A 25,748-nucleotide genomic window follows, 5' to 3' on the forward strand; every position below is an offset into this window, starting at 1 on the left:
ATTATTCATTCACTTTTTCAACTCCAAGTGTTACTTCCTGAGAGTTGATATTCCAGGATTTTACATAACCCTGTGTGGTATCGGTAATCAGCTTCTCAGCCAGTACCTCCGCCTGAATCTCTTCCGCATGTGCCTTCATAATGTCTTCAATTACTTTGTTGTCTTTCACATACACCTGGATCTTATCCATAACTTCAAAGCCAGCTTCTTTTCGCATGGTCTGGATCTTGCTGATGATCTCTCTTACGAAACCTTCTTCGATCAGTTCCGGAGTCAGATTAGTATCCAGAACAACTGCGATATCGTTGTCAGATTCGGTTACATAACCTTCCATCTGTGCAGTTTCGATCAGCAAATCTCCCTCTGATAATACAACTTCATTGCCATCGATGTCAAGTTTTAACTCGCCGTTTGCACGAAGCTCAGCCATGGCTTTGTTGCCATCCAGTTCGCTCAGAACTTTACGGATACCATTTAACAGTTTGCCGTATTTTGGTCCTACGGTCTTTAACTGCGGTTTGAAACTGTAAGAAATAAAGCTTTCGATGTTATCGGTGAATTTTACCTCTTTTACATTCAGCTCGTCTGCGATGATCGCGGTAAAGTATTCGGACAGTTCGTACGGAGCTTTTACATACATGGCTGCGATTGGCTGACGGTTCTTGATGTTTGCAGTATTTCTGCAGGCACGACCCATAACAACCACGTTCAGCAGGTGATCCATATTTGCTTCCAGATCTTTGTCGATCCATTCTTTGTTGGCAACCGGGAAGTCACACAGATGGATACTTTCCGGAGCATCTTTGTCGATACTTCTTACCAGGTTCTGGTAGATATCTTCAGTCATGAACGGAATCATCGGAGCGGCAACTTTGGAAATGGTTACCAGGGAAGTATACAGTGTCATGTAGGCATTGATCTTATCCTGTTCCATTCCTTTTGCCCAGAAACGTTCACGGCTTCGTCTTACATACCAGTTACTCATATCATCTACAAATTCCTGCAGTGCTCTTGCTGCTTCCGGGATCCGGTAGTTGTTCAGGTTGTCATCTACAGTCTGGATCACAGTATTCAGTTTGGACAGCAGCCATTTATCCATAACGGATAATTTGTCGTAGTCCAGGGTGTATTTTGTTGCATCGAATTCATCGATGTTTGCATAGAGTACGAAGAACGCATAGGTGTTCCACAGGGTACTCATGAATTTTCTCTGACCTTCCTGCACGGCTTTTCCGTGGAAACGGTTCGGCAGCCACGGTGCGCTGTTGATGTAGAAATACCAGCGGATCGCATCTGCACCGTATGTCTGCAATGCATCGAACGGATCTACCGCGTTTCCTTTGGATTTACTCATCTTCTGACCATTTTCATCCTGTACGTGACCCAATACGATAACGTTCTGGTACGGAGCCTTGTTAAATAACAGGGTGGATTCTGCCAGCAGAGAGTAGAACCATCCACGAGTCTGGTCTACAGCCTCGGAAATAAACTGTGCCGGGAACTGCTGTTCAAACAGGTCTTTATTTTCAAATGGATAATGATGCTGTGCAAATGGCATGGCTCCTGAGTCAAACCAGCAGTCGATAACTTCCGGTACTCTGTGCATCGGTTTTCCACATTCCGGGCACTTGATGGTGATATCATCGATGTATGGACGATGCAGTTCTACGGTCTTCGCACGCTCGTCACCGCTCATCTCATACAGTTCTTCTCTGCTTCCTACAGAATGCTGGCATCCACATTCACACTCCCAGATGTTCAGAGGAGTTCCCCAGTAACGGTTTCTGGAAATACCCCAGTCCTGAACGTTTTCCAGCCAGTCGCCGAAACGTCCTTTACCAATGCTCTCCGGAATCCAGTTGATGGTGTTGTTGTTGCGGATCAGATCGTCTTTTACCGCTGTCATCTTGATGAACCAGGATTCTCTTGCATAGTAGATCAGTGGTGTATCACAACGCCAGCAGTGTGGATATTCATGCTCGAATTTCGGTGCTTCGAAGAGTTTTCCTTCTTTGTCCAGATCTACCAGAACCTTCGGATCCGCATCTTTTACAAAAATATCTGCATACGGTGTTTCTTTGGTCAGATGACCTTTTCCGTCTACAAACTGTACGAACGGCAGGTTGTAATTGCGTCCGATACGGCTGTCGTCTTCACCGAATGCCGGTGCGATATGAACGATACCGGTACCATCGCTCATGGTTACATAAGTATCACAGGTAACAAAATGAGCTTTCTTTTTCTGTTTTTCTGCTGCTTCGCCTGCGCATGCATACAGCGGTTCGTATTCTTTGTATTCCAGATCTTTTCCGGTGTATTTTTCAAGCACTTCGTAAGCCGGTTTTTCTTCGTCTCCCAGTTTACCAAGCACTTTGTCTAACAGAGCTTCTGCCATGTAGTAGGTGTATCCGTCTGCTGCTTTTACTTTGCAGTAAATCTCATCCGGGTTCACACACAGAGCCACGTTGGATGGCAGAGTCCACGGTGTTGTGGTCCATGCCAGAAAATACGCGTCCTCACCGATCACTTTGAAACGAACGATTGCAGAGCGTTCTTTTACGGTTTTATATCCCTGAGATACTTCCTGTGCGGAAAGCGGGGTTCCGCAACGAGGGCAGTAAGGTACGATCTTGAAACCTTTGTATAACAGACCTTTGTCCCAGATCTGTTTCAGTGCCCACCATTCGGACTCGATGAAGTTGTCATCGTATGTTACATATGGATGCTCCATATCTGCCCAGAAACCTACGGTAGAGGAGAAATCTTCCCACATCCCTTTGTATTTCCATACGCTTTCTTTACACTGCTGGATAAATGGCTCCATACCATATTCTTCGATCTGCTCTTTTCCGTCCAGACCCAGTTTCTTTTCTACTTCCAGCTCTACCGGAAGTCCGTGGGTATCCCAGCCGGCTTTTCTCGGTACCATGTAACCTTTCATGGTACGGTAACGCGGGATCATATCCTTGATAACACGGGTCAGCACGTGACCGATATGCGGTTTGCCGTTTGCTGTCGGCGGTCCGTCATAAAATGTGTAGGTTTCTCCCTGTTTTCTCTGTTCCATACTTTTTTCAAAAATATGATTTTCTTTCCAGAACTGTTCTGTCTTTTTCTCTCTGTCCACAAAGTTCAGATTGGTTGACACTTTCTGATACATCTCAGAATCCTCCTTTTATCATTTTCAAAAAGCGGTTTATATATAAAAAGGAATGTGCCTTGGCACATTCTCGCGCCTGCGGTGGTCGCTTGCGACATCTACCTTATACGCCGCAGTGTGCATCCCCGCGGAGCGTTTTTTAATTTACAGGAAAGAAATTTCCTGTAAATCAAAAAAGCCCTCATCCCTGTAACAGGACGAAGGCTACATTACCATCGTTATACCACCTCTTACAATGTACGGGTTCTTCACCGATACACCTTCCCTTTAACGGCGGAACAACCGGCATCTCCTACTGCCCGCGGGTTTCAGAGTGCAACTCAGGAGTGATATTCATCTGACCGACCGGCACCGGGCTTCCACCTCCCCCGGCTCGCTGAGGCTTTCAGGCACAGACTACTGTCTCCGTCTTCGTTTTTACTAACCTTCATTATATATACCTTACAAAGCGGTTGTCAAGGAATTTTACTGTTTTTCAAGGGTAAATTTCGCTTTGTTTGCTGTCGTACTGTCTGTGCCGATGAAAACTTCAAAGACGCCTGCTTCGCTCTCGAAAATATGATTTTCGCTCAGGAAACGAAGCTGTGGTTCTGTGATCGTAAATTCCACGCTTGTCTCCTCTCCCGGCTGCAGGGTAACTTTCCGGAAATCTTTCAGTTCTTTGACCGGGCGCACCACGCTTGCGGCAACATCGTGAAGATACAGCTGGACGGTTTCGGTTCCGGCACAGGTTCCTGTATTTTTTACGGTTACTGCTGCCTGGATGCTTTCTCCGTCTTTCATGCTGTTTTTATCCAGAGAGACTTCGGAAACAGCAAATGTCGTGTAACTCAGACCGTAGCCGAACGGATACAGCGGTTTGTTCGGGATGTCCAGATATTTGGAACGGAAACGGTCTTTGTCTTTGCCTTCCACATGCGGACGGCCGGTCGCGTACTCGTTATAATGTACCGGAACCTGTCCCACACAGTACGGGAAGCTCATCGGCAGTTTTCCGGTCGGGTTGTAAGCGCCGTACAGAACATCTGCGATTGCTCCGGCTCCCTCTGTTCCAGGCATCCACACTTCCAGGATAGCTTTTGCCTTTGCTTTGATGGCACGGATATCTAACGGACGACCGGAGAACAGAACCACGATGATATTCTCATTCACTTCTGCTACCCGATCCAGAAGTTTCTGCTGGATCTCCGGAATCTGGATATTCGCATTGCTTGTCGCCTCACCGGACTGCAGGCGGTCTTCACCGATACAAAGTACTACTTTTTTGGCTCCGGCTGCTGCCTTTACTGCCTCTTCCAGCATCTGTACCTCTTCCTCCGGTGTGCTCGAAGACGTCTGTGCTCCCTCGGTAAATCCTTCCAGAACCACATCTGCGCCAAGCATCGGGGATCCCTGTGCAAAGACTGCATGCTCTGCCAGATCTTCCTGTTTCAGCATTTCCTCGATCGTCTTTACATCTTTTGCTTCTCCGATGATCGACCAGGATCCCATCAGGTTTCTGGAGTTTACATAAGGTCCGATGTATGCGGTTTTTTCGTTTTTGTTCAGTGGCAGGATATTCTCTTCATTTTTCAGCAGAACGAAGGATTTTCTTGCCGCTTCTCTCGCCAGTCTGCGGTGTTCTTCACACAGGATCACCTGTTTTTCTTTCTCCTCGTCGGCATCTTTATACGGATGTTCGAACAGTCCCAGCTTGTTTTTCAGCTCCAGGATCCGCATACAGCACTCGTCTACCAGATCCTCGGAAATTTTTCCTTCTTTCACCAGACGGCACAGGTTGTTGCTGTAGATTCCTGTCATCATGTCAATATCTACGCCTGCTTTCGCCGCACGGATCGCTGCTTCTTCCTTGTCGACACAGTAACCGTGGTAGATCATTTCCTCGATTGCTGCCCAGTCGGAGATCAGCACGCCGTCAAATCCCAGTTCATCACGCAGAATATCGCGCATCAGTTTCTTGCTGCCCGTAGTCGGCACGCCGTTCAGGGTATTGAACGATGTCATCACAAGTGCAGCTTTCGCATCGATTCCAGCCTTGTAAGACGGCAGATAAAACTCCTGGAAAGTATGCTCGGACAACTCTACCGTATTGTAATCTCTTCCTGCGGTCGGTGCACCATATCCTGCAAAATGCTTCACGCATGCGCCGATCCGGTATTCCTCGCTCAGATCCTCTCCCTGGAAACCATGTACCATGCTTTCACAAAAACGGCTGTTCAGATACGGATCCTCACCGGTGGATTCCATCACACGCCCCCATCTGGCATCACGCACCAGATCAGTCATCGGGGCAAAGGTCACATGTAGACCACTGACGGATGCCTCTTTCGCTGCGACAGCAGCGCATTTTTCTGAAAGTTCCGGCTCAAAAGTTGCTCCCTGTCCCAGCGGGATCGGAAATACGGTTTTGTAACCGTTGATAATATCCAGCATAAACAACAGTGGAATGTGATGCGGGTGTTTTTCCATGTAGGCTTTCTGGATCTTTTTCACCGTCTCCGCACCCATCGATCCGATCACCGAACCGGACAGTGCGATATTTTCTTCGGTAAATCCCATCTCTGCCATCGGTCCTGTGATCACCGTATCGTCATCAAAAAATCCGCCGACTACCTGGCTCATCTGATTGACTTTTTCTTCCAGTGACATATCGTTTAATAAAGCGGTTAACTCCTCGTTTGTCATTTCTCTTCTCCTTTTATTTTTTCTGATGTTGATTTCCTTAATACTGTGTCTGAAAATGTTTTCGTACTCTCACAGCATATCTATTTGTACTCACTATATAACAATCCAACCGTAATTTGCAAGTCCTGTTGTTACTGTTCTCTCCGTTCCCGGCAACACGCTTTTTGCGCTCTGTTTCTTACAATTTGACCGTTCCCGCGCTTTTTGTCGTATTTTACCTGTGGCTATGGTATAATAGATGAGATTGGGGTCTGGACCCCTGTATTTTATACAGTAACAAATCATGTAAAAGGAGTTTTTTATGAAGAGACAATTCTACCGCCGCCTGCTGGCGCTGTCGACGGCTGTTTTACTGGGACTTTCCAGTCTGTTTCCATCCATAGCTGGTGCAACGGAGATTACCGCTGAAGAACCGGCAGTGACGGACACCGTCGATCCTGCTGCTTCCACGGACACTTCGAATCCTGCTTCTGCTGATACCGTGGAAACCGCAGACGGGGAAACAACCGAAGAAACCACAGAACCGGAACGCCTAGAGCCGGATGCCTACTTTGAGCCGATCCAGTCCAACGATACCGCCGACTGGCCACAGGGATCTGCCGTATGGGCAGAATCCGCAGTGGTGATGGATCTCGACAGTGGGGCTTTCCTGTATTCCAAAAATATGGATGACACCAAGTATCCTGCCAGTATCACCAAGATTCTCACCACACTGATCGCGATCGAACATTCCCGTCCGTCCGAAAAAGTCACTTTTTCGGAAAATGCTGTCTACGGCATCGAACAGGGAAGTTCCAATATCGGGATCCGGCTTGGAGAAAACCTGACTATGGAAGACTGTCTGTACGGCATGATGCTCGAATCTGCCAATGAAGTCTGTGTCGCCGTGGCGGAACATATCAGCGGCAGTGTGGATGCATTCGTGGAACTGATGAATCAGAAAGCGGCTTCCCTGGGATGTACGAACACGCATTTTACCAACCCGAACGGGCTTCCTGACGAAAATCATTATACGACGGCGCATGATATGGCGCTGATCGCACAGGCGGCATACAATAACGCCACTTTCCGCAAGGTCTGTCAGACCACTACCTACTGCATCGGAACCACCAACAAATGTGGGGAAAAACGATGGCTGAGCAACCATCACAAGATGCTCCCGGACAGAGATTATACGTATGAGGGATGTACCGGAGGAAAAACCGGATTTACCCAGGCGGCCTTAAACACACTGGTCACTTACGCAGAGCGGAATGGCAGACGGCTTGTATGTGTATCGCTTCGAACCAACGGAAGACAGATTTATACGGATACGACTTCCCTTCTCGATTACGGATTCAATAATTTCCAGAATTATTCCATCTTCAACCGGAAAACCTGGGCAGATGCAAAGATGCTATACCCATCGCTGTACTTCGGACAGCCCGAGACAGTTGCAAATCTCCGCCCGACCTGCACGGTAACGCTGCCGGCCGGCATGGATCTGTCCTCCGTAGAGACCACCTGCAACCCGGGAGACGGAACCCTCTGCCGCAGCTATACGTACAACCAGTATCCGGTAGGCTGCGAATCCATCCCGGACACTGCGATCCAGGCACTGTTACACAGTGAACCCACAAACATCTGCAAAAAGTCCGGGAGCGCTGCTGCATCTGATCTTGGAAATTCTGCAAAAGAAACAGCTTCCGGTATTTTTCAGAAAATACTCGCATTTGTCGCTCCTGTGGGCACGGTGATTACTTCTTTTGTCACCTCTGTCTTTACAGCTGTCCCCTGGTATTACTTTGCACTGGGCGGTGCGTTGTTTCTGATCATCATTATGGAGATTGTGCTTGCGATGAAGAAAAAGAAGAAACGGAAGAAGAAAAAACCAGCCAAAAAGAAAAACGTAAAATAAAGAAACAGGCAGATATGAATTCATAAAATCATATCTGCCTGTTTCTTTGCATCGTATACCAATAATTATTTCTTATCCACTTTTCTTCTGCAATCCATTTTTCAAACGTTACCTGATTTACGCCAAGGATCTTTGAAATCATTGCATTCGGTATATTTTCCTTTATCTATCATAGAACGACAAATCTCTTTTTTCGTATTTTACACTCCGATTAAATCTCTTTCCCTTTCGTTCCAATCACATGTACCACAAACGGAATAAACAGTGTGATCAGTGCTGCATAACCAAGGTAAGCATATCCTTTCTTGACAACCGTCATCAGACCGAACTGTGCGATCGCGAAAGCCAAGAAGGTAAAGATTGCAGTGAAGACTGCGTTTCTTGCCAAATGGCCTTTTGCTTTTTTCTCTTTGCTGTCCATGCGGCGTTCCATCGCGTTAACGCAACGGGTTACAATACCGGAGATCATGTTTACGGCTGTGGAGATAGCGCCTAGGATGATCAGGATCGAGATGATCGGTGTCAGGACGCCTGCACCTACGCCGTTTTGTACCAGAACCAGCATCGGAACGGATGCGGTTGCCAGATCTGCGACATATGCGATGGCAAGCAGACCGAAGATGGAAAGTTCCATCGCCAGGAAGTTGCAGATGAACATCCAGATGGCTGCTTTGTTGATCTGTTTTACATCGGTAACATCTTCCATGTGCTGGTACATAACGGATACGGAAGCCAGCTGGAAGAAGAAATACAGGACTGCGGACCACAGTGCCGGACCGAATGCACCGGTCTCAGACGAGATCACCGGCATCTCTCCGGAAGTCATGCGCCCGATGGAGGCTGTGATATCACCCCACTGTGCGATGATATTCGGAACCAGTACCAGTACCAGACCGATGATGATCAGCACACTCAGGGTAGAAGCACATTTTCTTACTACATTGGTTCCATACAGAGCAATGAAGAAGATAAATGCTGCGATGATCAGTGTACATACCCAATATGGGATGCCAAACAGTGTCTGTAAGGTAGAACCTCCGGTTGCAAATGCTGCAGCGGACGCGGTACCGATCATGATCAGGTAACAGATCTCATACAGGTTGGACATCACGTGGCGGGTCTTACCATACATGCTGTCTGAAAAACTTCTGTAGTCGTATGTTTTGTGTTTGTATGCATAACGCATGCCATACCAGAAAAACAGTGCATATAAGCCCTGTGTGACCAGTGGCAGGATCAGACACCAGATACCGTAATTAATAAAGTACTGATAGATCTGTGCGCCGGATGCGAATCCTCCGCCAAACTGTGTGGTAAATGCCACGAACGCAAGTCCCATCGCCAGAGGCATCTTACTTTTATCGACCAGTAATGATTTTTTCTCACTCATACTTTCTTTCCCCCGATTTCCTTTATTGTCGGAATATTTCTGATTATTTATTAAACTCGATCACCTTACCCGGATTGAGGATCAGTTTATCATCAAACGCCAGCTTGATGGATTTGTACAGCTGGATCATCCGCGGTCCCACGAACTCTTCCAGGAATTCCAGACGGCCGTTTCCGATACCATGCTCTCCGGATAACTGTCCACCCAATTCTTTGGACAGTGCATACAGTTCTGTCAGACTGGCGTGGGTTGCTGCCTTCCACTCTTCATCACTCATCTCCGGTCCTCGAAGCATCTCGGTGTGGATGTTTCCGTCTCCACAGTGACCACAGGGCTCTACACGGATGCCATGGGCACTTGCGATCTTTTTCGCTGCCTTTACATACTCTGCGATTCTTGCTCTCGGGACAACCACATCACACTCTTCCTGTGCCACTGAATCCGCTTTCATGCCTTCCAGGATACCCCCGCGCACACTCCATACCGCTCCGGCGCGTTCCGGTGTTCCGGCGATCGCACAGTCCAGAGCTCCGTTTGCCAGTGCTGCCTCTGCAGCAGCTTCCACGGCACTGTCAAGTTCCTGCTTACTCGAAGCATCGTACATTACGATCAGAACCGCCTCACCCTCTTTCACCGGAAACATTTTGTTCAGGTTCCGCTCTACAATGTCTATCAATTCTCGCTCAAGGAATTCTATCGCAGTCGGTACAAACGGCAGTTCCAGTACCTTCGGAACCATGTCCGCACACTCTTCAAGGCTCTTAAACGGCATAACCAGCGTACAGGTGCAGGTCGGTGCCGGAAGCAGTTTTAATGTCACTTCCGTCAGGATACAAAGGGTTCCCTCGGAACCGATGATCAGGTCTTTCACATCATATCCGGTCGTATTTTTCACAACATTGGATGAAAAATTCATGATCGATCCGTCCGGCATAACTGCCTCGATACAGCGGACAAAATCTCTCGTCAGTCCGTAACGGACCGCTTTCATACCACCGGCATTTGTAATGACATTACCGCCGATGGACGCTGTCTTTTCCCCCGGATCCGGCGGGTAGAACAGCCCTCCTGCTGCGGCTGCTGCCTGAATATCAATCAACAGTGCACCCGGCTGGGCGGTGATCGTCTGATTCTTCCGGTCGATCGGAAAAATCTTGTTCATCCGCATGATGGATAACATGATGCCGCCGTATTTGCAGGTAGCACCTCCTGCCAGACCGGTTCCCGCTCCACGGCAGACCACCGGGATATTTTCTTTGTATGCATATGCCATAATGGCTGATACTTCTTCTTTGTTTACAACTTCCACGTACAGATCCGGCTGATATACACCGTACTCCGGCATCTCATCCCGATAATATTCGCTGGCGATCTCCGCTCCCGCCCATACACGGTCAGGCGCGGTGACAGAACGGATATAGTCACAATCCTGGGAAGTCATTTTCTTATAAGGGTATGCCATGACTTAGTCCTCCTTCTGTTTTTTTGCCAATGCTGTCAGTTCCGGGACAACCTGGTATAAATCATCTACGATACAGTAATCTGCCACACCGAAGATCTGTGCCTGTGGATCTGTGTTGATCGCTACGATACATTCCGATCCGTTCATACAGGAGGTGAACTGGATCGCTCCGGACACCCCGCAGGTGATGATCAGTTTCGGCCGCACGGTACGGCCGGACAGACCGATCTGATGCGCCGTATCGCCAAATCCGTTTTCCACCATCGGACGGGTAAAGGCCAGCTGACCGCCAAGGGCTTCTGCCAGTTCCCGGCACATTTCCACATCTTTTTCATTTCGTACGCCACGGCCTGCTACCACCAGCACATCCTCTTCTTCCAGGCTCTTGACTTTATCGATCACCTCAGAAGAAAGGATCTTGATTCTCGATTCTGCCATCTTTTCATTGACCGGACAGACAACCACTTCGCCGTGTGGGTTCGCTACCACTTCAGCTTTATCCATGACTTTATATCTCACTGTCGCAAACTGTGGTCTGGACTTTGTGATTCCGATCTGTGCCATGATATTGCCGCCAAATGCAGGACGGACCTGGATCATATCGGTATTTGGTTTGATATCCAGTGTGGTACAGTCTGCGGTCAGACCGGTATGGAAACGGGTCGAGAGTCTCGGTGCCAGGGAACGTCCCAGTGCGGTTGCTCCGATCAGTACAGAACTCGGTTTATTTGCCGCGATACAGTCTGCCACTGCATCTGCATAGCAGTCTGCCCGAAATCCTTCAAATCCCGGATCTTCATATACATACACATGATCCACACCGTAAGGAAGCAGCTTTTCGGCATTTTCCTTCGTTCCTTTGCCGCCTACGATCACACAGTTGACTTCGTAACCGACTTTTCCTGCCATCTTTCTGGCCTCTCCCACAAGTTCGTAGGTCACCGGATGGATCTCTCCACGCTCCTGCTCCACATAGATCAGGAAGTTTTTCCAGTCCTCTTTGTTAAATGCTTTTGCTTTCTGCTCAAACTGTATGGCTTTCTCCGGACAGTTTCTCACACAGAGACCACACATACGGCAGCTTTCGCTGACTACGATTCCCGCTCCCTCTATGGTCAGCGCACCAAAGGGACATTTTTCCACGCAGATTCCGCAGAGACTGCATTTGTCTGCATCAAATTTCATAAATTCCATATGTATCTGTTCCTCCTATATGATCTTCTTTCCGGTTAAAATAGAAAAAAGTTCCTCTGCTTTTTCTTTCGCACCGCCTTCCAGGTAAACCTGTTTTTCGCCTTCCGGCGGTGCAAACATACGCTCTACAGAGGTAGGAGATCCTACCAGACCATATCGGCTCAGATCCTGATCCGGCATATCCTCAAAACTCAGGATACGGATCGGGCGGTCTGCGGTTGCTTTCTTTAACAGATAGGACGGCAGACGCGGTACACAGGTATCTTTGTCGATCGTCAGAAGACACGGATATGGGATCTCGGAGATCTGGGATACACTGACGAGATCCTGTCTCACCTGAATGGCTTTCTCATTCACATCCACAATCTCTGCCACCCATGCGGCATGCGGAATCGTCAGATGTTCTGCGATCGCCGGTCCTACCTGGGCGGTATCGCCATCGGTTGTCTGCCTTCCGCAGATGATCAGATCCGCGCCGCCGATCACCTGAATCCCCTGCGCCAGCGCGTAAGAGGTGGCAAGCACATCGGCTCCCGCGAATTTTCTGTCGGAGAGGATGACCGCATTGTCGGCTCCCATCGTATAGGCATCGCGCATCATTTCCTCTGCCTGCGGCGGTCCCATCGTCAGTACCGTTACGGTTCCTCCCACTTTTTCACGGATCTGAAGGGCTGTCTCCAACGCGAACAGATCGTAAGGATTGGTCCTGGTCTCCCCGGACATTCTCTTCATGGCACCGGTTTCCGGATCAATATCCACCTTGGAACTCGCCGGTACCTGTTTCATACATACTACGATTTTCATACTTTCTACTTCTTTCTTCACTTTCTCGCTTCAACGCTTTAAACGGTTGTATTATTATAACATCATCTGATTAAATTGTCGAGGTTTTCAGGACAATTTGCGCAGATAGATTATTCTATCTACTTTTTTCGTTCGTAAAACATGAGCTAAAGCCTGTTGCCCGCGCAAATTCAAAAAGTTCCCAGACAGACCATCTCTTTATGAGATTCTTATTCTGTCCGAGAACTTTTACTCTTAAATATTATGTAAACTTATATTTGATGTTTCTATATCCCTTTGTTTTTCGTACTCCGCTTCCGTCTGCTTCCCGCACCGGATCTTCCGGAACACACCTGCAAATTGACGCTCCTGTTTTATTTTTCCTGAAAGAATTCAATTTCTTCTCCTGTCGGTCCGTTGCAGAAAGCCACACGAACCGGAAATTCCGGTTGGGACGGAATCACGATGTCTTTTGGCTCTACGGTGATCGGATATCCTGCTTCACGGACTGCTTTCACACATCCGTCCACATCATCCGTCTTCAGTGCAAAATGCCGGATGCTTCCCTGAGGCAGCTGTCCTTCAGCATCGGTAAAGACTTCCACCAGGCCTGCACCCGTATCAAACATAAAGCCTTCAAGTTCCGGTTCTCCCCAAGAACGAATCACAGGCATACCCAGAACCCCCTGATAAAATTCTTTTACTTTTTCGATCTCCGATTTTTCGCATCGGATACATACATGATGAATTCCCTGTACCAACATATTATTTTTCTCCTTTCTTACGGGCCCGTCTTTTTCTTTTGATTTCTTCTTTTTTGGTCCGTATCTCCATGGCTTCCTCTTCCGTGGTATATTTCATGGTCTTTACCGCAAAGACTCTGCCCTGCTCCGTCTTCTTCATCCGGATCTTGCCCTTCATCCAGCCATGTACCGGACAGTACGCCAAGCAGTAATAATTCTTCTGCCCTGCCGCAAACCACCGGATCTTTTTGCGGATATTTTTTCTGCACAGATGACAGCGGCTGCTGGTGATCTCCTTATCCGCCATGGCTTCTTCTTTGGAGTCAAATTCCCGGGAAATAAATTTTTCATACCCCGGATAAAAGACTTTGATCTCTTCTTCCTTCCGTTTCGGATTCTGATAACAGTCAATAGAATAAAACGTGTCCACGATCTCGCTTCGGAGCCGCATCAAAACCTTTGCCGTATACCAGGAATCCGCCAGTGCCCGATGAAATTCCTGCTGTTTTTCAATCTCCAGTACATCCACGGCATATTCCAGAGACCTTCTGCTGTCTCCGTCCTCCCGGTCGATACTGAATAATTTTTGCACATCCAGATAACGGATCGGTCCTTTTAAAAGCTGCAGGATGCCGTAGTATTTCATGTTTCGCTGCAGTTCCAGCAGATCGGAATTGCCCCAGCTGCAAAAAAGGGCATCCTCACCGCACCATTTCAAGAATTCTTTGACAGCACGGTAAAAAGGAATCCCTTCCCGTTCCAACAGTTTCATATCCATCTGGATGATCTCTCTGGTACGGTGATGAAGTTTCTTATATACCCGCGGCTGTATCAGTACCTGATACTGGTCTATGATCTGTCGCTCACTGTTCAGTTTTACTGCTCCGATCTCAATAATCTCAAAGGGAATTCTTTCATTTTCCTGGCCTTTTCCGTAAGGACACTGATTCCACTCCAGATCAAAGACAATATAATTCATAAGTGTCGTTCCTTCCTTTTTCCTCTATCTGCAAGTATAATGTATTCTTTCTGTATGGTCAACCTGTTGTTACAGGATGTTGCGGTCACTCCATTCACAGCAGCTACAGAATTTCTCTGACCCTGCACACAGAATTTTCATTTGATTTTTCTCCTTTTTTTTGCCATACTGAGTTCAGAAAAATATATGTTATCCATAATCGGAGGTGTATGTTTTATGCGATTACTGATAGCAGAAGATGAAAAATCCCTGTCCCGGGCTCTGGCTGCCAGATATTCAGGAGCAGACAAAACACCTGACTTCCCTGACCAATAACCTGATCACACTCTCCCGGATGGAAGAGGAACGCACCCGGCTGCAAATGATCGATTTCCCATTCTCGGATGTGGTAGAAGAAACGGTACAGTCTTTTCAGGCACTTGCCCGCACACAGAACAAGACTTTTGAAACTTCGATCCAGCCGATGATCTCCCTGTACGGAGACGAAAAATCACTCATACAGCTGGTATCGATCCTGTTAGATAACGCGATGAAATACTCCACTCCGGAAGGCGAGATTTTCCTTCGTCTTGAAAAAGCAGGAAACAACGTGAAACTTTCTGTATACAACACCGCCGACTCCATCGACCGTGAACAGCTGCCACACCTGTTCGACCGTTTTTACCGGACAGATAAGTCAAGAAGCTCCCGGACCGGCGGCTACGGTCTCGGACTCTCCATTGCCGCTGCCGTGGTCAATGCCCATAAAGGAAAAATCACAGCAACCACGCAGGATGAACACTCTCTGCTGATCACTGTGATGCTTCCGCTGAAAACGCAGGGACGCTAGAGCGTGTCTGAAAAATCATTTCCGCAATCTGCAAGCCCCACTTTGCGGTATATTTTACCCTCGTTCGGTTGCCGTAGCCCGCTACGCCGCCCTTATTCGGATAAAATCTCCCACAAACCGGGACTCGCAGCTCACGAAAAGCCTTTTTCAGACACGCTCTAGTTCCTCTAAGAACCGCTCCCCATATTTCTCATACTTCGCCTCGCCCACACCGGACACTTCCAGCATGGAAGCCCGGTCGGTGGGTTTTTTCACGCATATATCAATCAACGTTTTATCACTGAATACGATATACGGCGGCACTTTCTGTTCTCCGGCGATCGTGAGGCGAAGCTGACGCAGCCGCTCAAATAGCTGCCAGGAGGCAGCATCCAGATCTTCCGTAAGCCCGGCGCGTTTCCGGATCTTTTTCCCGCTGCCATCCGTTTTCGTCTTTTTCTCCTTTGGTTTTGAGAATTTCATCACGATCTTCTCATCCTCCTCCAGAAAATCCTCGCCCTTTTCTTCCAGATGAATCAGCGCATATTTGTCCGGTGTCGCCCACAGATACCCCTGTGCCAGAAGTTCCCCGATGATCTCCTTCAGGCGCGGCTCGGAAGTCTGCTTCTGTTTTCCATAACTTTCCACATCTTCCAGCCCATACGATTTTACTTTCGCATTCTGACTTCCCCGGAGGACCGCTGCGATTGTTCCCGCACCGTAATTTCTCGGCAGTTCCGTGATGCATTCCATAATATCCCGGCAAATCTCCGTCACATCCTCCTCCACATACTCATGGAGGCAGTTCGAACAGTTTTCGCACCGCCTCGGACCTTTCTCACCGAAATATTTCAGGATAAAACCACGCAGACAGTCTTTCGTCGTACTGTAAAACGTCATCATCCGCAGGCGCTGGGCATCCCGCTCCCGGACTGCTTCCGCCTCGTCCCGGTCCATATCTTCCCGAAGATCCTTTTCCTCTAACAAAAACTGATTGATCCGGACATCCTGTGGGGAATACAGCAGGATACATTCTGCCCGCTCTCCGTCACGCCCGGCTCGTCCCGCTTCCTGATAGTAATTTTCCATGCTCTGCGGCATATTATAATGCACCACATACCGGACATTCGACTTATCGATCCCCATACCAAATGCATTCGTCGCCACCATCACCGGCTTTTCATCAAAAATAAAAAGATCCTGATTCGTCTTTCTCTCTTCCGCAGAAAGCCCCGCATGATATCTGGTCGCCGGTATATCTTCCATCTGTAACATCGTGCATACCTCTTCCACATTCTTTCTGGTCGCACAGTAAACAATCCCGCTCTCCGTCCGGTGTTCCTTCACATAATCCAGCAGCTCCGCCTTCTTATTCCCTGTCCGCACCTCAAAATAAAGATTCGCCCGGTCAAACCCCGTCACCAGCACCCTCGGACTCCGAAGCCCCAGCACACACAAAATATCGTCCCGCACCTGCTCCGTTGCCGTCGCTGTAAACGCACTCACCACCGGCCGCACCGCCAGCCGATTCACAAACTCCACAATATTCAGATAACTCGGCCGGAAATCCTGTCCCCACTGGGAAATACAGTGTGCCTCATCCACCGTCACCATACTGATCTGCACCCGCTGTGCAAAATCAAGAAACAGCGGCGTCAACAACCGTTCCGGTGCCACATAAATAATCTTATACCGCCCCTGCACCGCATATTCCATCGCCTTATAAATCTGACCTTCCGTAAGCGAACTGTTAATATACGCCGCATGAATCCCGGCCTCATTCAACGCCCGCACCTGATCCTTCATCAAGGAAATCAACGGAGAAATCACAACCGTAATCCCCGGCAAAAGCAACGCCGGAACCTGATAGCAAATCGACTTCCCCGCCCCCGTAGGCATAATCCCCAGAACATCCCTCCCGGATAAGATCGCTCCGATCAGATCCTCCTGCCCGTTCCGGAACCCGTCATACCCGAAATACCTTTTCAGAACTTCATACATATCCATATATTATTATATCTTTCCTTTCCGTACTAACTTTTACTCGCATGTCTCAGATTTTATCATATCCATAACAAAACGCCTTACAGGATACCACCTGTAAACAGTGGTTACACCGTTACTGAAAACTTATAAAAAGTTATAAACTTTTATGTTTCATTCCTGCTTCAACGAGTATGCTTTTGATGATATAAATATCAATCTACTCACAAGTTCTTGTACTCTCCACAGGCGTAAATTCCGGATTAACGTATCCGTACATATTTGCATTAACGTTTCAGTGTCAGCTTGCAAATCTTTCTCCATAAGCCTTGAGGTTTATAGATGCCTGGAAATCTCTGTCAATCATATTCCCACACTCACATCTATAAATTCTGTCAGATAACTTCAGATCTTTTTTTATGTTTCCACAACAGCTGCAAAGCTTTGATGATGGATAAAACCGATCAGCCACTATAAGCTGGATTCCTTTATCACTGCACTTATATTCAAGCTGTTTTCTAAACCTGAAAAATCCCTGTTCCTGAACTGCTTTGGATAAATGTCTGTTTTTCATCATTCCGCTGACATTCAGATCTTCAATACATATAAATCTTGGTTTTCGATTTACGATCTCAGATATGGTCTGATTCAAATAGTTTTTACGGATGTTTGTTAATCTGTGATTTCGTTTTAATAAAAGTTTTTTCTTTTTGATTACATTATTGGTTTTACAGTAACTTTCTCCTCTCTTATTTTTCTCGTAAGAACGAGAGATACTACGCTGTAATCTGCGTTTCTGTTTTTCTAGTTTCTTTACTTTCTGACTCTTATTGATGTTCTTATATTGGACAGCATCAGAGCAGACAGCCAGATTTTTGATTCCTAAGTCTATACCAACGCCATCATCATTAAGCGTTTCCCTGCAGTCAGGCAATTCCACACATACACTGATCCACCAGTTCAATCCATCAAAGGATATTCTCGGATTCATATATTTAGCATCTGTAGGAATGCGTCCATGTTCTGCAAGTCTTACCCAATTCATTTTTTGCTTATTTGCTTTCCTGCCGGAGGAAAAGCCTTCAAATTTAACGTGGGTATTACTGAATCGTATCTTAACGTTGTCCTGATAGAACTTCGGCATGGATCTCTTTCTGGACTTGAATCTTGGGAATTTTTGCAAACCCTTGAAAAAGTTCTTATAAGCAGTACAGGCATCTTTGATTGCCTGTTTGGTTACATTATTTGAAATACTCAGTAACCATGCATATTCATCAGAATGTCTAAGCTTTGTAAATTCTTTTCTGAGTTCTGCATCTGGAATAAATCTGCCACCTTTTTCATAATTTTCTTTTTCCCTGGCCAAAGCCCAGTTATAAGCAAATCTTGAAGCACCTGCGTACTGAAACATCTTAGTTTTCTGTACATTGTTTGGTATCAACATTACTTTTATGGCTTTTACCATCTGTTTCCTCCTGTATCAGTTCCCTGATAAGTTTCCTGGCTTTATTCGCTCGTTTTCCTTGTAATTTACAACTGAATACTGTGATTATTTGAACCAGATCTTCAACAAGTTCCTGCTGTTCGGATTTTTCAGTATGATCCATAATCTCAATCTCACAATTATAAAGTGAAGCGATATATTCTATCAACTCAAAGCCAAATCTCAATAGCCTGTCTTTATATAAGACAACAACCTTTTCCACCTGATTTTGAGATATCCGTCTGAGCAGATCCTGAAGTCCTTTTTTCTTATAATTAATCCCGGAACCGATATCACTTATTATCTCAAATGGCCGTCCTTTTGCCAGAAGGTATGTCTTAACATTATCAATCTGTCGTTCCAGATCATCTTTTTGTTTATGGCTGGAAACACGACAATATCCAATTGTAATGCGGTTTTTAGGCTTTACATTGATTACCTGGTTGAGTTGCTCATCAGAATAATATCTATAGCCACTTACTGTAATATGATGCGGATGAAGTTTTCCATTGGCATCCCAATTTCGTAATGTCTGGGCAGATACGCCTATGATTCTTGAAAATTCATGTATAGAATAATATTTACTCAAAGTATTATCTCCTTTTAATAATATTCCACTCTAATATCTTATAAAACTCAACATATACTTATATAATTTTATAATCTATATTTAACTGTTAATACCCTTCTCCTCCCGTCTCCAACGCCCAGAAAGTCCGCACTTACCCGGTAAGAACAGACAGCCTTTTGCTGACGCCTTTAGCCAAGATGAGATCCAGCGTTTACGGAAACTTAGGCGCGAAGCCTTTGCTGAGCGTCTTAGTTGCAGTTAACGCTTAGCTCAGCTTGGCGTTGCCAGCGGTTGTCTGACCTTACCGGGTCAGTGCGGGCTTTCGTCTGTGCAGCCAGTCTTTCGTCCATGCAGGCAATATCTCACTTTACCAACTCCTGCCTTTCATCAAACCAAACCCGATCCCCTTCATTAATATCTCTGTCATACAACATCTGATCCCTCTGCAGAACGATTTTTACATCCCCATCCTCGTCCTCCAGCCGAACCACTGCCATCACCGGATCTCCCTCTTTCCGCTCCTCGCAGCCAAAATCCACATCTTCCTCTATCCGTACCACTCTATAATTCATAATCCGTATTTTCCCTATATTAAAACCCTTAACTATTTATTATTCATATGCTATAATATCACGCCCCCAACCCCTTTACAAGAAAGAATCCAAACACATCAAACCACAACTATGAGAAACACGCTTTGCGAGTTTCTCAAGTTATCGCGGCAGTCGCCAAGGTTTCATGCAAGCATGGACTTTGGCTCGTTGCTTGCATAAAAAAAGTACGAACCATACCGCTTACTTTCAAACGATACACTTCGCACTTCTCTTCTTAGCATTAATCTTATATAAACGTAACTGTTCAGTACCTTCACAGTTACGTGCCAAAATGCATGTAAAATCACCTTCGGTGATGGCATTTTGGCTTGTATGTCTCGGGATTTTGGCATATTCATGCCAAAACACCTCGCGGTACAGTGACTACTGAATAGTTACATATAAAGTATCCGCAAGCCTCAGAAAAAATACTCCTCCGAATAAATCCTCAGATCCTCTTTTTCCCAGACTCCGCTTTCCACATGAAAACTGTTCAACACCGGATACTCCGCTATCAACGACAAAATCAGATAACTGGCCTTCGAATCAAACGCCAGCCGGATATCCTCCACCGACGGCCGTGACGGAGAAGACGGATGAGAATGCCAGTTTCCCAGCGGTTTTAACCCATTGGCGCGCATATCCTTGATTGCATTCATCTGATCTCTCGGATCCAGCGTAAAGTGATCTTCCGCATGATCCTTATTTTCCAGAAAATACACCTTCTGGATCTCTCTTCCCTCTTCTGTTTCCACCCCGGCGAGAAGCCCGCAGGCTTCCTCCGGAAGATGTTCCTTTGCATAATTTACAATCTCATCATAGAGATGATCTCTCATTCTTATAATCGCCATAACTGTCTCCTCTTCCCACTCTGTCTTTTCTGTTTCCTCTGCTTCTGCCCGGAAACATCAGGCACTCCGGGAAGCTGATATTGATATTCTTCATTACTGCTCGTCTCTCGTCGCAAACCGCCCTGCTGTCTCCTCGCAGACTTCCTGTTCGTAATCAATCGGCTCCAGGATCGTCGGATTGTCTCCGCATACCGGGCACTTATGTGTGTCTTTCGGCAGTTTGATCTTGTGGAATTCCATCGTCAGTGCATCATAAGTCAGAAGATATCCGGTCAGAAGATCACCGACACCGATCAGATACTTGATCGCTTCCATCGCCTGTAAGGATCCGATCACACCACCCATCGCTCCGATGACACCTGCCTGTTTACAGGTCGGAACGGCATCTTTTGGCGGCGGATTCTTGAAGACACAACGGTAACACGGTCCCTGTCTCGGTACATAAGTCATCAGCTGACCTTTGAAACGGATGATTCCTGCATGAGAAAATGGTTTTTTCTCAAGGACACAGGCATCGTTGATCAGGAATTTTGCCGGGAAATTATCGGTTCCGTCGATGATAAAATCATATTCCCGGATCAGTTCCCGGATATTGGATGCATCCACGAACATCCGGTAAGTTTTTACCTCTACATCCGGGTTCATGGCATTCATGGTCTCTTTCGCTGATTTTACCTTTGCTTTTCCGATATCTGCTGTGCTGTGGATGATCTGTCTTTGCAGGTTGGAAAGATCCACTTCATCCGCATCCACGATACCGATGGTTCCCACGCCGGCTGCTGCCAGATACATGGCTGCCGGTGCACCAAGACCACCGGCTCCGATGATCAGCACTTTGCCTTTCAGGAGCTTTTTCTGTCCCTTGGCACCAACTTCTTTTAAGATGATGTGGCGGGAATAACGTTCGATCTGTTCATCTGTCATTGCCATTTAGCATCCACCTCCCATGAAGTACAGGAACTCTACATTGTCCCCCTCTTTTAACACGGTAGACTCTTTATCCTCGGTTGCAATAAATTCTTCATTGATAGAAACGGTTACATATTCCGGCATCTCCACATTTTCCTGCTCGATCAGCTCCGGCAGTGTCAGTCCGTCTTTTACTTCTTTTTTCTCTCCTGCTACTGTGATAACCATGTCTTTTCTCCTTTATGTTTCTCTATACTCTCTTCAGATCTGTTCTTCGATCCAGCTGTTTAAATCTGCCTGTTTCAGTGCACCCACTTTCCGGTCTTTTTCCTGTCCGTCTTTAAAGAGGATCAAGGTCGGATTGGACTGCACTTCATACTGCTCTGCCAGTTCCACATCAAAGTTCGTATTTACCTTATATACTTTGATCTTATCTTCATAATCGTCTTCCGCGTTTCCTAACACCGGCGCCAGTTTTTTGCACGCCACACAGGAATCGGAATAAAAATCCACCAGAACCGGAAGCGCTTCTTTCAATACTTTTTCTTCAAAATCCGCTTTGCTTACCCGTACTGCCATTACTCTTCCACCTTTCTTACATACATGGTGTAAGTGCCGTCTTCGTTATCGATTAATTTCAGTACTTTATGTCCTTCCTCTTTCATACTTCGCGGAACATTCTGTACCGGTTCTCCGTCGTTCATGCGGACAGCCAGGACTTCTCCATCCTCCAGCTCTTCGATGGCAACTTTTGCCTTTACGAATGTCAGGGGGCATACTTTATCGGTAATATCAACCTCATCGGTTACTTCAAAATCTAATTCAGCCATGATTTTTCTCCTTTCACTGTCCCTCGTACGCTTCTTTCAACTGCTTGCGGAAATCTTCCTCTCCCACACGCTGCAACGTCTTACGAAAACGTTCGCTTGGATTTGCATTTTTCTCAAAGAAGGTGATTGCCGCATCGGTCACACGGAACAGAGTCTCCTTGTCCGGGATCAGCGGAAGCAGTTCTTCTCCTTTGTAGATGTTATTTCCGAAAGTTCCGCCAAAAGATACAATATATCCCGGAGTTCCCTCCCATGCATCCACCGGGCAGCTCTTGACACAGCGTCCGCAGTGATTACATTTTTCTGCATCCAGCTCTACTTTACCGTCCACCATTTTCAGTGCTTCCTGTCGGCAGGCTTTCACACACACACCGCAGGAAATACAGTCGTCTTCTTTGTATGTGATGTTCATGCCACCTTTGATTCCGACATCATTTTCTTCGGCTTTCAGACAGTTATTCTGACATCCGGTAACACCGAATTTGAACTTATGCGGAAGCTCCCGTCCGAAATATCTGGCATCCAGTTCTTTCGCCAGTGTGTAGGTGTCGATACATCCGCTGGGACAGACCTCCGATCCCTGACAGGCTGTGATGGTACGGACACGCGGTCCGCACACGCCGGTTCCCACACCGCCTTTTGCCAGTTCTTCTTTTACTTCGGCAAGTTCTTCCACTTTGATAAATGGAATCTCAATCCCCTGACGGGATGTCATATGTACATAGCCGCGGCCGTATTTTTCTGCTACTTCCGCCACTTTTTTGATATTTTCTGCAGTCAGGTTACCACCGATCACTGCCAGTCGCAGGGAACCGTAACCTTTCTGTTTCTGTCTCATATAGCCGCCTTTTTTTAAGGCTGCGTAATCTACTTTCTGTACCATCGCTCTCTCCTCCTACAACGCTCCGATTTTTTCGATCGCCTGTGCAAAATCTGCTTTCAGATCTTCAATATCCTCGATTCCCACGCTCACCCGGATCAGATCCTCGAAAACGCCTGCGTCTTCTTTTTCCTGTTCCGAACTGTGAAGACTGATCGTAGATCCCGGATGAATCACCAGTGTCTTCGTATCTCCGATATTGGAAAGTGTGTATGGAATCTTCAGTGCATCGATCAGTGCAAATGCATTTTCTTTGCTTCCCACCCGCAGAGTCAGGATCGCTCCGTATCCTCTGGAAAACTGTTTTTTAGCAATCTCATACCAGTTGCTGCTTTTCAGTCCCGGATAGTTGACGGTAACAGACGGGTACGTCTCTTCCAGCCACTGTGCAAGTTCCAGTGCATTGCTGCACTGCCGCTCCATCCGCAGTCCAAGCGTCTCCATACCGATCAGATTCAGATACGCATTCATCGGTGCCAGACACGCGCCGGTGTCACGGAAAAGGCTGTTTCGGAGTCTTGCGATATACGCCATCGGTCCGAACTTTTTATAGGCTGCGATCTGCGGATACATCTGGGGATCCCATTGGAATCTTCCGCTGTAAGTAAGGATACCGCTGATGGAATTGCTGCTTCCGTTGATGTATTTGGAAGAAGAATTGACCACGATATCGGCACCGTGTTTCAAGCCCTGGAACAGATACGCCGTTGCTGTTGTATTATCCAGGATCAGTGGAATCTTATGTGCATGTGCAATCTCTGCCAGCCGTTCCACATCAGTCACATCCAGACAGGGATTGCCGATCGTCTCTGCAAAAAGCAGACGGGTATGTTCGTTGATAGCTCCCTCGATCGCTTCCCAGTCATTATTTTTTATATACCTGGTTTTGATATCGAATTCCTCAATATCGCGGAACAGATCGATCGATCCTCCGTAAAGACTTGCGGAAGATACGATCTCGTCCCCGCTTCGCACAATATTTAAAATGGCGTTCATGATCGCCGCCATACCGGAAGCACAGGCGATCGAAGCCATGCCGCCTTCCAGTTTTGTGATTCTGTTTTCAAATGCGGTTACTGTCGGGTTCCCTACGCGGGTATAACAGTAGCCGGGAGCTTTATTTTCAAATATTTTTTCCAGATCTGCGGCTGTGTCCTGTTCGAACGCACTGCTTTGATAGACCGGGGGAAGGGTTGCTCCGTTTGCCTCCCGAACCACTCCTGCACGGAGAAGGTCTGTATTAAAACTCATACGCTTATTCCTCTCTCTCAGTAACGCGTCCTCTAGAGCGTGTCTGAAAAAGGCTTTTCGTGAGCTGCGAGTCTCAGTTTGTGGGAGATTTTATCCGAATGAGGGCGGCGTAGCGGGCTATGGCAACCGAATGAGGGTAAAATCTCCCGCAAAGTGGGGCTTGCAGATTGCGGAAATGATTTTTCAGACACGCTCTAGAGCGTGTTTGAAAAAGGCTTTCTGCAAGATGTGCGTCACAGTTTGTGGGAGATTTTTCCTGAATGAGGGCGGCGTAGCGGGCTACGTCAACCGAATGAAGGTAAAATATGCCGCAAAGTGGGGCGTGCAGATTGCAGGAATGATTTTTCAAACACGCTCTAGGATCATCCTGCGGAACGTTACTTTTTATTTCAAATATTCAGCCACCGCTGTCGCTGCGTTGGCTCCGTCGGAAACCGCTGTCACTACCTGGCGCAGTTTCTTTGTTCTGACATCTCCGGCCACATACAGTCCTGCCAGACTGGTTTCTCCGGTTTCGTCCGCTTTCACATAGCCTGCCGGATCCAGTTCCACCAGATCCTTTACCAGTGCCGTCTGTGGGACCGATCCGAAGGCTACGAATACGCCATCTACATCGATCGCTGTTCCGTCTTCCAAAGCAACACCTGTTACTTTCGCTTCTCCGGTGATTTCTTTCACCTGGTGTTCCAGTACAAATGTGACATTCTCTTTTTCTCTCAGCTTTTCTACCGTGGCAGCTGCACCGCGAAACTCTTTTCTTCTGTGGATCACATACACCTGCTCTGCCAGACCTGCCAGATAACCGGCATCATCCAGTGCGGTATCTCCGCCGCCGAGCACGGCAACTTTTTTGCCCCGGTAAAAGGATCCGTCGCAGATCGCACAGTAGGAAACGCCTTTTCCCACATATTCTTTTTCTCCCGGAATATCAGCCCTCCGTGGGGATGCTCCCGCTGCATAGATCACGGTCTTTGATTCGATTACAGAACTGTCTGAGAAGGTCATCTGAAACTGTCCGGACTCTTCTTTTTGGATCCTGGTCACTTCCTGTTCCAGAAATTCAACTTCGAGTTTTACGGCATGTTCCCGGAATGTCTCTCCCAGATCATACCCGCTGATTCCCGGCATTCCCAGATAGTTGTCTACCCGACTGCTCTCTGCGATCTGTCCGGTTCCCTCATATTCTTTTTCTATCACTATAGCTGACAGGTTCGCCCGCTTTGCATAGATCGCTGCGCTTAAACCTGCCGGACCGCTGCCGATGATACTTACATCATATACCATATCTTTCGTTTC

General features: G+C 47.1%; 24 protein-coding genes and 4 pseudogenes. 5 read left to right on the forward strand and 23 right to left on the reverse strand.

Annotation, left to right across the window (positions count from 1 at the left end; all coding sequences use genetic code 11):
- Position 1: 1 nt before the first annotated feature.
- Positions 2–3,160: an isoleucine--tRNA ligase gene (ileS, locus tag ETP43_RS15540; RefSeq protein WP_129259174.1), complete on the reverse strand. Its 3,159-nt coding sequence runs from the start codon at positions 3,158–3,160 to the stop codon at positions 2–4.
- A gap of 465 nt (positions 3,161–3,625) precedes the next feature.
- Positions 3,626–5,872, reverse strand: a complete 2,247-nt coding sequence (gene bglX, locus ETP43_RS15545) for a beta-glucosidase BglX (protein ID WP_129259176.1) — start codon at positions 5,870–5,872, stop codon at positions 3,626–3,628.
- A 274-nt stretch (positions 5,873–6,146) separates the two neighbouring features.
- Between bglX and ETP43_RS15550 the strand changes: the two genes are divergently transcribed.
- The gene (locus ETP43_RS15550) at positions 6,147–7,742 is read left to right on the forward strand and encodes a D-alanyl-D-alanine carboxypeptidase family protein (RefSeq protein WP_129259178.1); all 1,596 of its coding nucleotides are present in this window, start codon (positions 6,147–6,149) and stop codon (positions 7,740–7,742) included.
- Positions 7,743–7,953: 211 nt separating this feature from the next.
- Here ETP43_RS15550 and ETP43_RS15555 read toward each other — a convergent pair whose 3' ends face one another.
- The 6 genes from ETP43_RS15555 to ETP43_RS15580 all read right to left on the reverse strand — a co-directional run bounded on the left by ETP43_RS15555 (position 7,954) and on the right by ETP43_RS15580 (position 14,293).
- Complete coding sequence (locus ETP43_RS15555; RefSeq protein ID WP_129259180.1) at positions 7,954–9,132, reverse strand: YkvI family membrane protein; 1,179 nt, start codon at positions 9,130–9,132, stop codon at positions 7,954–7,956.
- Between the two features lie 43 nt (positions 9,133–9,175).
- Positions 9,176–10,594, reverse strand: coding sequence for an FAD-binding oxidoreductase (locus tag ETP43_RS15560; protein WP_129259182.1), 1,419 nt, complete (start codon positions 10,592–10,594; stop codon positions 9,176–9,178).
- A gap of 3 nt (positions 10,595–10,597) precedes the next feature.
- On the reverse strand, positions 10,598–11,788 hold the full coding sequence (locus tag ETP43_RS15565; protein WP_129259184.1) for an FAD-binding protein: 1,191 nt from the start codon (positions 11,786–11,788) through the stop codon (positions 10,598–10,600).
- Between the two features lie 15 nt (positions 11,789–11,803).
- The gene (locus ETP43_RS15570; protein WP_129259186.1) at positions 11,804–12,592 is read right to left on the reverse strand and encodes an electron transfer flavoprotein subunit beta/FixA family protein; all 789 of its coding nucleotides are present in this window, start codon (positions 12,590–12,592) and stop codon (positions 11,804–11,806) included.
- A gap of 353 nt (positions 12,593–12,945) precedes the next feature.
- Positions 12,946–13,335 carry a VOC family protein gene (locus ETP43_RS15575; RefSeq protein ID WP_129259188.1) on the reverse strand — a complete coding sequence of 130 codons (390 nt, stop codon included), beginning with the start codon at positions 13,333–13,335 and terminating at the stop codon, positions 12,946–12,948.
- A gap of 1 nt (position 13,336) precedes the next feature.
- Positions 13,337–14,293 carry a 3'-5' exonuclease gene (locus tag ETP43_RS15580; RefSeq protein WP_022172863.1) on the reverse strand — a complete coding sequence of 319 codons (957 nt, stop codon included), beginning with the start codon at positions 14,291–14,293 and terminating at the stop codon, positions 13,337–13,339.
- A gap of 238 nt (positions 14,294–14,531) precedes the next feature.
- Between ETP43_RS15580 and ETP43_RS15585 the strand changes: the two genes are divergently transcribed.
- The gene (locus tag ETP43_RS15585) at positions 14,532–15,122 is read left to right on the forward strand and encodes a sensor histidine kinase (protein WP_129259190.1); all 591 of its coding nucleotides are present in this window, start codon (positions 14,532–14,534) and stop codon (positions 15,120–15,122) included.
- Here the strand turns inward: ETP43_RS15585 and ETP43_RS18670 are convergent.
- Positions 15,085–15,252: a DUF6783 domain-containing protein gene (locus tag ETP43_RS18670; protein ID WP_334295544.1), complete on the reverse strand. Its 168-nt coding sequence runs from the start codon at positions 15,250–15,252 to the stop codon at positions 15,085–15,087. The two genes, ETP43_RS15585 and ETP43_RS18670, sit on opposite strands and share 38 nt — an antisense overlap.
- On the opposite strand from ETP43_RS18670, the gene ETP43_RS18675 reads away from it, so the two are divergent.
- Complete coding sequence (locus ETP43_RS18675; protein ID WP_334295545.1) at positions 15,172–15,459, forward strand: DUF6783 domain-containing protein; 288 nt, start codon at positions 15,172–15,174, stop codon at positions 15,457–15,459. The two genes, ETP43_RS18670 and ETP43_RS18675, sit on opposite strands and share 81 nt — an antisense overlap.
- Here ETP43_RS18675 and recQ read toward each other — a convergent pair.
- The 12 genes and pseudogenes from recQ to ETP43_RS15640 all read right to left on the reverse strand — a co-directional run.
- Positions 15,345–17,108 (reverse strand): annotated as a pseudogene (gene recQ / locus ETP43_RS15590) (DNA helicase RecQ); the annotation flags it as partial. The gene ETP43_RS18675 and the pseudogene recQ sit on opposite strands and share 115 nt — an antisense overlap.
- Before the next feature lie 277 nt (positions 17,109–17,385).
- Positions 17,386–18,549, reverse strand: coding sequence for an RNA-guided endonuclease InsQ/TnpB family protein (locus ETP43_RS15595; RefSeq protein WP_129259194.1), 1,164 nt, complete (start codon positions 18,547–18,549; stop codon positions 17,386–17,388).
- Positions 18,497–19,156 (reverse strand): IS607 family transposase, encoded by a 660-nt coding sequence (locus tag ETP43_RS15600; RefSeq protein WP_129259196.1) that lies wholly within the window; start codon positions 19,154–19,156, stop codon positions 18,497–18,499. Before ETP43_RS15600 ends, ETP43_RS15595 begins: the two co-directional genes overlap by 53 nt.
- Before the next feature lie 344 nt (positions 19,157–19,500).
- The gene (locus tag ETP43_RS15605) at positions 19,501–19,710 is read right to left on the reverse strand and encodes a hypothetical protein (RefSeq protein ID WP_129259198.1); all 210 of its coding nucleotides are present in this window, start codon (positions 19,708–19,710) and stop codon (positions 19,501–19,503) included.
- Between the two features lie 440 nt (positions 19,711–20,150).
- A complete protein-coding gene (locus ETP43_RS15610; protein ID WP_129259200.1) occupies positions 20,151–20,582 on the reverse strand; it encodes a M67 family metallopeptidase in 432 nt (143 codons plus the stop codon).
- Positions 20,548–20,676: a hypothetical protein gene (locus ETP43_RS17970; RefSeq protein WP_279222208.1), complete on the reverse strand. Its 129-nt coding sequence runs from the start codon at positions 20,674–20,676 to the stop codon at positions 20,548–20,550. The genes ETP43_RS15610 and ETP43_RS17970 overlap by 35 nt, the downstream gene beginning before the upstream one ends.
- A complete protein-coding gene (locus ETP43_RS15615; RefSeq protein WP_129259202.1) occupies positions 20,676–21,512 on the reverse strand; it encodes a HesA/MoeB/ThiF family protein in 837 nt (278 codons plus the stop codon). The genes ETP43_RS17970 and ETP43_RS15615 overlap by 1 nt, the downstream gene beginning before the upstream one ends.
- On the reverse strand, positions 21,513–21,719 hold the full coding sequence (gene thiS / locus ETP43_RS15620) for a sulfur carrier protein ThiS (protein ID WP_106491304.1): 207 nt from the start codon (positions 21,717–21,719) through the stop codon (positions 21,513–21,515).
- Between the two features lie 33 nt (positions 21,720–21,752).
- Positions 21,753–22,070: a thioredoxin gene (gene trxA / locus ETP43_RS15625; RefSeq protein ID WP_129259204.1), complete on the reverse strand. Its 318-nt coding sequence runs from the start codon at positions 22,068–22,070 to the stop codon at positions 21,753–21,755.
- Positions 22,070–22,321 carry a sulfurtransferase TusA family protein gene (locus ETP43_RS15630; RefSeq protein ID WP_129259206.1) on the reverse strand — a complete coding sequence of 84 codons (252 nt, stop codon included), beginning with the start codon at positions 22,319–22,321 and terminating at the stop codon, positions 22,070–22,072. The genes trxA and ETP43_RS15630 overlap by 1 nt, the downstream gene beginning before the upstream one ends.
- Before the next feature lie 13 nt (positions 22,322–22,334).
- The gene (locus ETP43_RS15635) at positions 22,335–23,204 is read right to left on the reverse strand and encodes a 4Fe-4S binding protein (RefSeq protein WP_129259208.1); all 870 of its coding nucleotides are present in this window, start codon (positions 23,202–23,204) and stop codon (positions 22,335–22,337) included.
- A gap of 12 nt (positions 23,205–23,216) precedes the next feature.
- Positions 23,217–24,452, reverse strand: a complete 1,236-nt coding sequence (locus tag ETP43_RS15640) for an O-acetylhomoserine aminocarboxypropyltransferase/cysteine synthase family protein (protein ID WP_129259210.1) — start codon at positions 24,450–24,452, stop codon at positions 23,217–23,219.
- Between ETP43_RS15640 and ETP43_RS18835 the strand changes: the two are divergent.
- Positions 24,451–24,606: pseudogene (locus ETP43_RS18835) on the forward strand (DUF6783 domain-containing protein); the annotation flags it as partial. The gene ETP43_RS15640 and the pseudogene ETP43_RS18835 sit on opposite strands and share 2 nt — an antisense overlap.
- On the opposite strand, the pseudogene ETP43_RS18840 reads toward ETP43_RS18835, so the two are convergent.
- A pseudogene (locus ETP43_RS18840) lies at positions 24,541–24,780 on the reverse strand (DUF6783 domain-containing protein); the annotation flags it as partial. The pseudogenes ETP43_RS18835 and ETP43_RS18840 sit on opposite strands and share 66 nt — an antisense overlap.
- Between ETP43_RS18840 and ETP43_RS18845 the strand changes: the two are divergent.
- Positions 24,679–24,984 carry a DUF6783 domain-containing protein gene (locus ETP43_RS18845; protein WP_408608705.1) on the forward strand — a complete coding sequence of 102 codons (306 nt, stop codon included), beginning with the start codon at positions 24,679–24,681 and terminating at the stop codon, positions 24,982–24,984. The pseudogene ETP43_RS18840 and the gene ETP43_RS18845 sit on opposite strands and share 102 nt — an antisense overlap.
- On the opposite strand, the pseudogene ETP43_RS15650 reads toward ETP43_RS18845, so the two are convergent.
- Positions 24,888–25,736, reverse strand: a pseudogene (locus ETP43_RS15650) (NAD(P)/FAD-dependent oxidoreductase); the annotation flags it as partial. The gene ETP43_RS18845 and the pseudogene ETP43_RS15650 overlap by 97 nt on opposite strands.
- Positions 25,737–25,748: the final 12 nt, after the last annotated feature.

The organism is Blautia faecicola (genome assembly GCF_004123145.1).
Taxonomy (GTDB): Bacteria; Bacillota; Clostridia; order Lachnospirales; family Lachnospiraceae; genus Oliverpabstia; species Oliverpabstia faecicola.

Bases quoted from the DNA above. Each gene is read 5' to 3' on its own strand.
- ileS (WP_129259174.1), bottom strand. From the start codon at position 3,160: ATGTATCAGAAAGTGTCAACCAATCTGAACTTTGTGGACAGAGAGAAA.
- ETP43_RS15550 (WP_129259178.1), top strand. From the start codon at position 6,147: ATGAAGAGACAATTCTACCGCCGCCTGCTGGCGCTGTCGACGGCTGTT.
- ETP43_RS15555 (WP_129259180.1), bottom strand. From the start codon at position 9,132: ATGAGTGAGAAAAAATCATTACTGGTCGATAAAAGTAAGATGCCTCTG.
- ETP43_RS15560 (WP_129259182.1), bottom strand. From the start codon at position 10,594: ATGGCATACCCTTATAAGAAAATGACTTCCCAGGATTGTGACTATATC.
- ETP43_RS15565 (WP_129259184.1), bottom strand. From the start codon at position 11,788: ATGGAATTTATGAAATTTGATGCAGACAAATGCAGTCTCTGCGGAATC.
- ETP43_RS15570 (WP_129259186.1), bottom strand. From the start codon at position 12,592: ATGAAAATCGTAGTATGTATGAAACAGGTACCGGCGAGTTCCAAGGTG.
- ETP43_RS15575 (WP_129259188.1), bottom strand. From the start codon at position 13,335: ATGTTGGTACAGGGAATTCATCATGTATGTATCCGATGCGAAAAATCG.
- ETP43_RS15580 (WP_022172863.1), bottom strand. From the start codon at position 14,293: ATGAATTATATTGTCTTTGATCTGGAGTGGAATCAGTGTCCTTACGGA.
- ETP43_RS15585 (WP_129259190.1), top strand. From the start codon at position 14,532: ATGAAAAATCCCTGTCCCGGGCTCTGGCTGCCAGATATTCAGGAGCAG.
- ETP43_RS15595 (WP_129259194.1), bottom strand. From the start codon at position 18,549: ATGGTAAAAGCCATAAAAGTAATGTTGATACCAAACAATGTACAGAAA.
- ETP43_RS15605 (WP_129259198.1), bottom strand. From the start codon at position 19,710: ATGAATTATAGAGTGGTACGGATAGAGGAAGATGTGGATTTTGGCTGC.
- ETP43_RS15610 (WP_129259200.1), bottom strand. From the start codon at position 20,582: ATGGCGATTATAAGAATGAGAGATCATCTCTATGATGAGATTGTAAAT.
- ETP43_RS17970 (WP_279222208.1), bottom strand. From the start codon at position 20,676: ATGAAGAATATCAATATCAGCTTCCCGGAGTGCCTGATGTTTCCGGGC.
- ETP43_RS15615 (WP_129259202.1), bottom strand. From the start codon at position 21,512: ATGGCAATGACAGATGAACAGATCGAACGTTATTCCCGCCACATCATC.
- thiS (WP_106491304.1), bottom strand. From the start codon at position 21,719: ATGGTTATCACAGTAGCAGGAGAGAAAAAAGAAGTAAAAGACGGACTG.
- trxA (WP_129259204.1), bottom strand. From the start codon at position 22,070: ATGGCAGTACGGGTAAGCAAAGCGGATTTTGAAGAAAAAGTATTGAAA.
- ETP43_RS15630 (WP_129259206.1), bottom strand. From the start codon at position 22,321: ATGGCTGAATTAGATTTTGAAGTAACCGATGAGGTTGATATTACCGAT.
- ETP43_RS15635 (WP_129259208.1), bottom strand. From the start codon at position 23,204: ATGGTACAGAAAGTAGATTACGCAGCCTTAAAAAAAGGCGGCTATATG.
- ETP43_RS15640 (WP_129259210.1), bottom strand. From the start codon at position 24,452: ATGAGTTTTAATACAGACCTTCTCCGTGCAGGAGTGGTTCGGGAGGCA.
- ETP43_RS18845 (WP_408608705.1), top strand. From the start codon at position 24,679: ATGTGCGTCACAGTTTGTGGGAGATTTTTCCTGAATGAGGGCGGCGTA.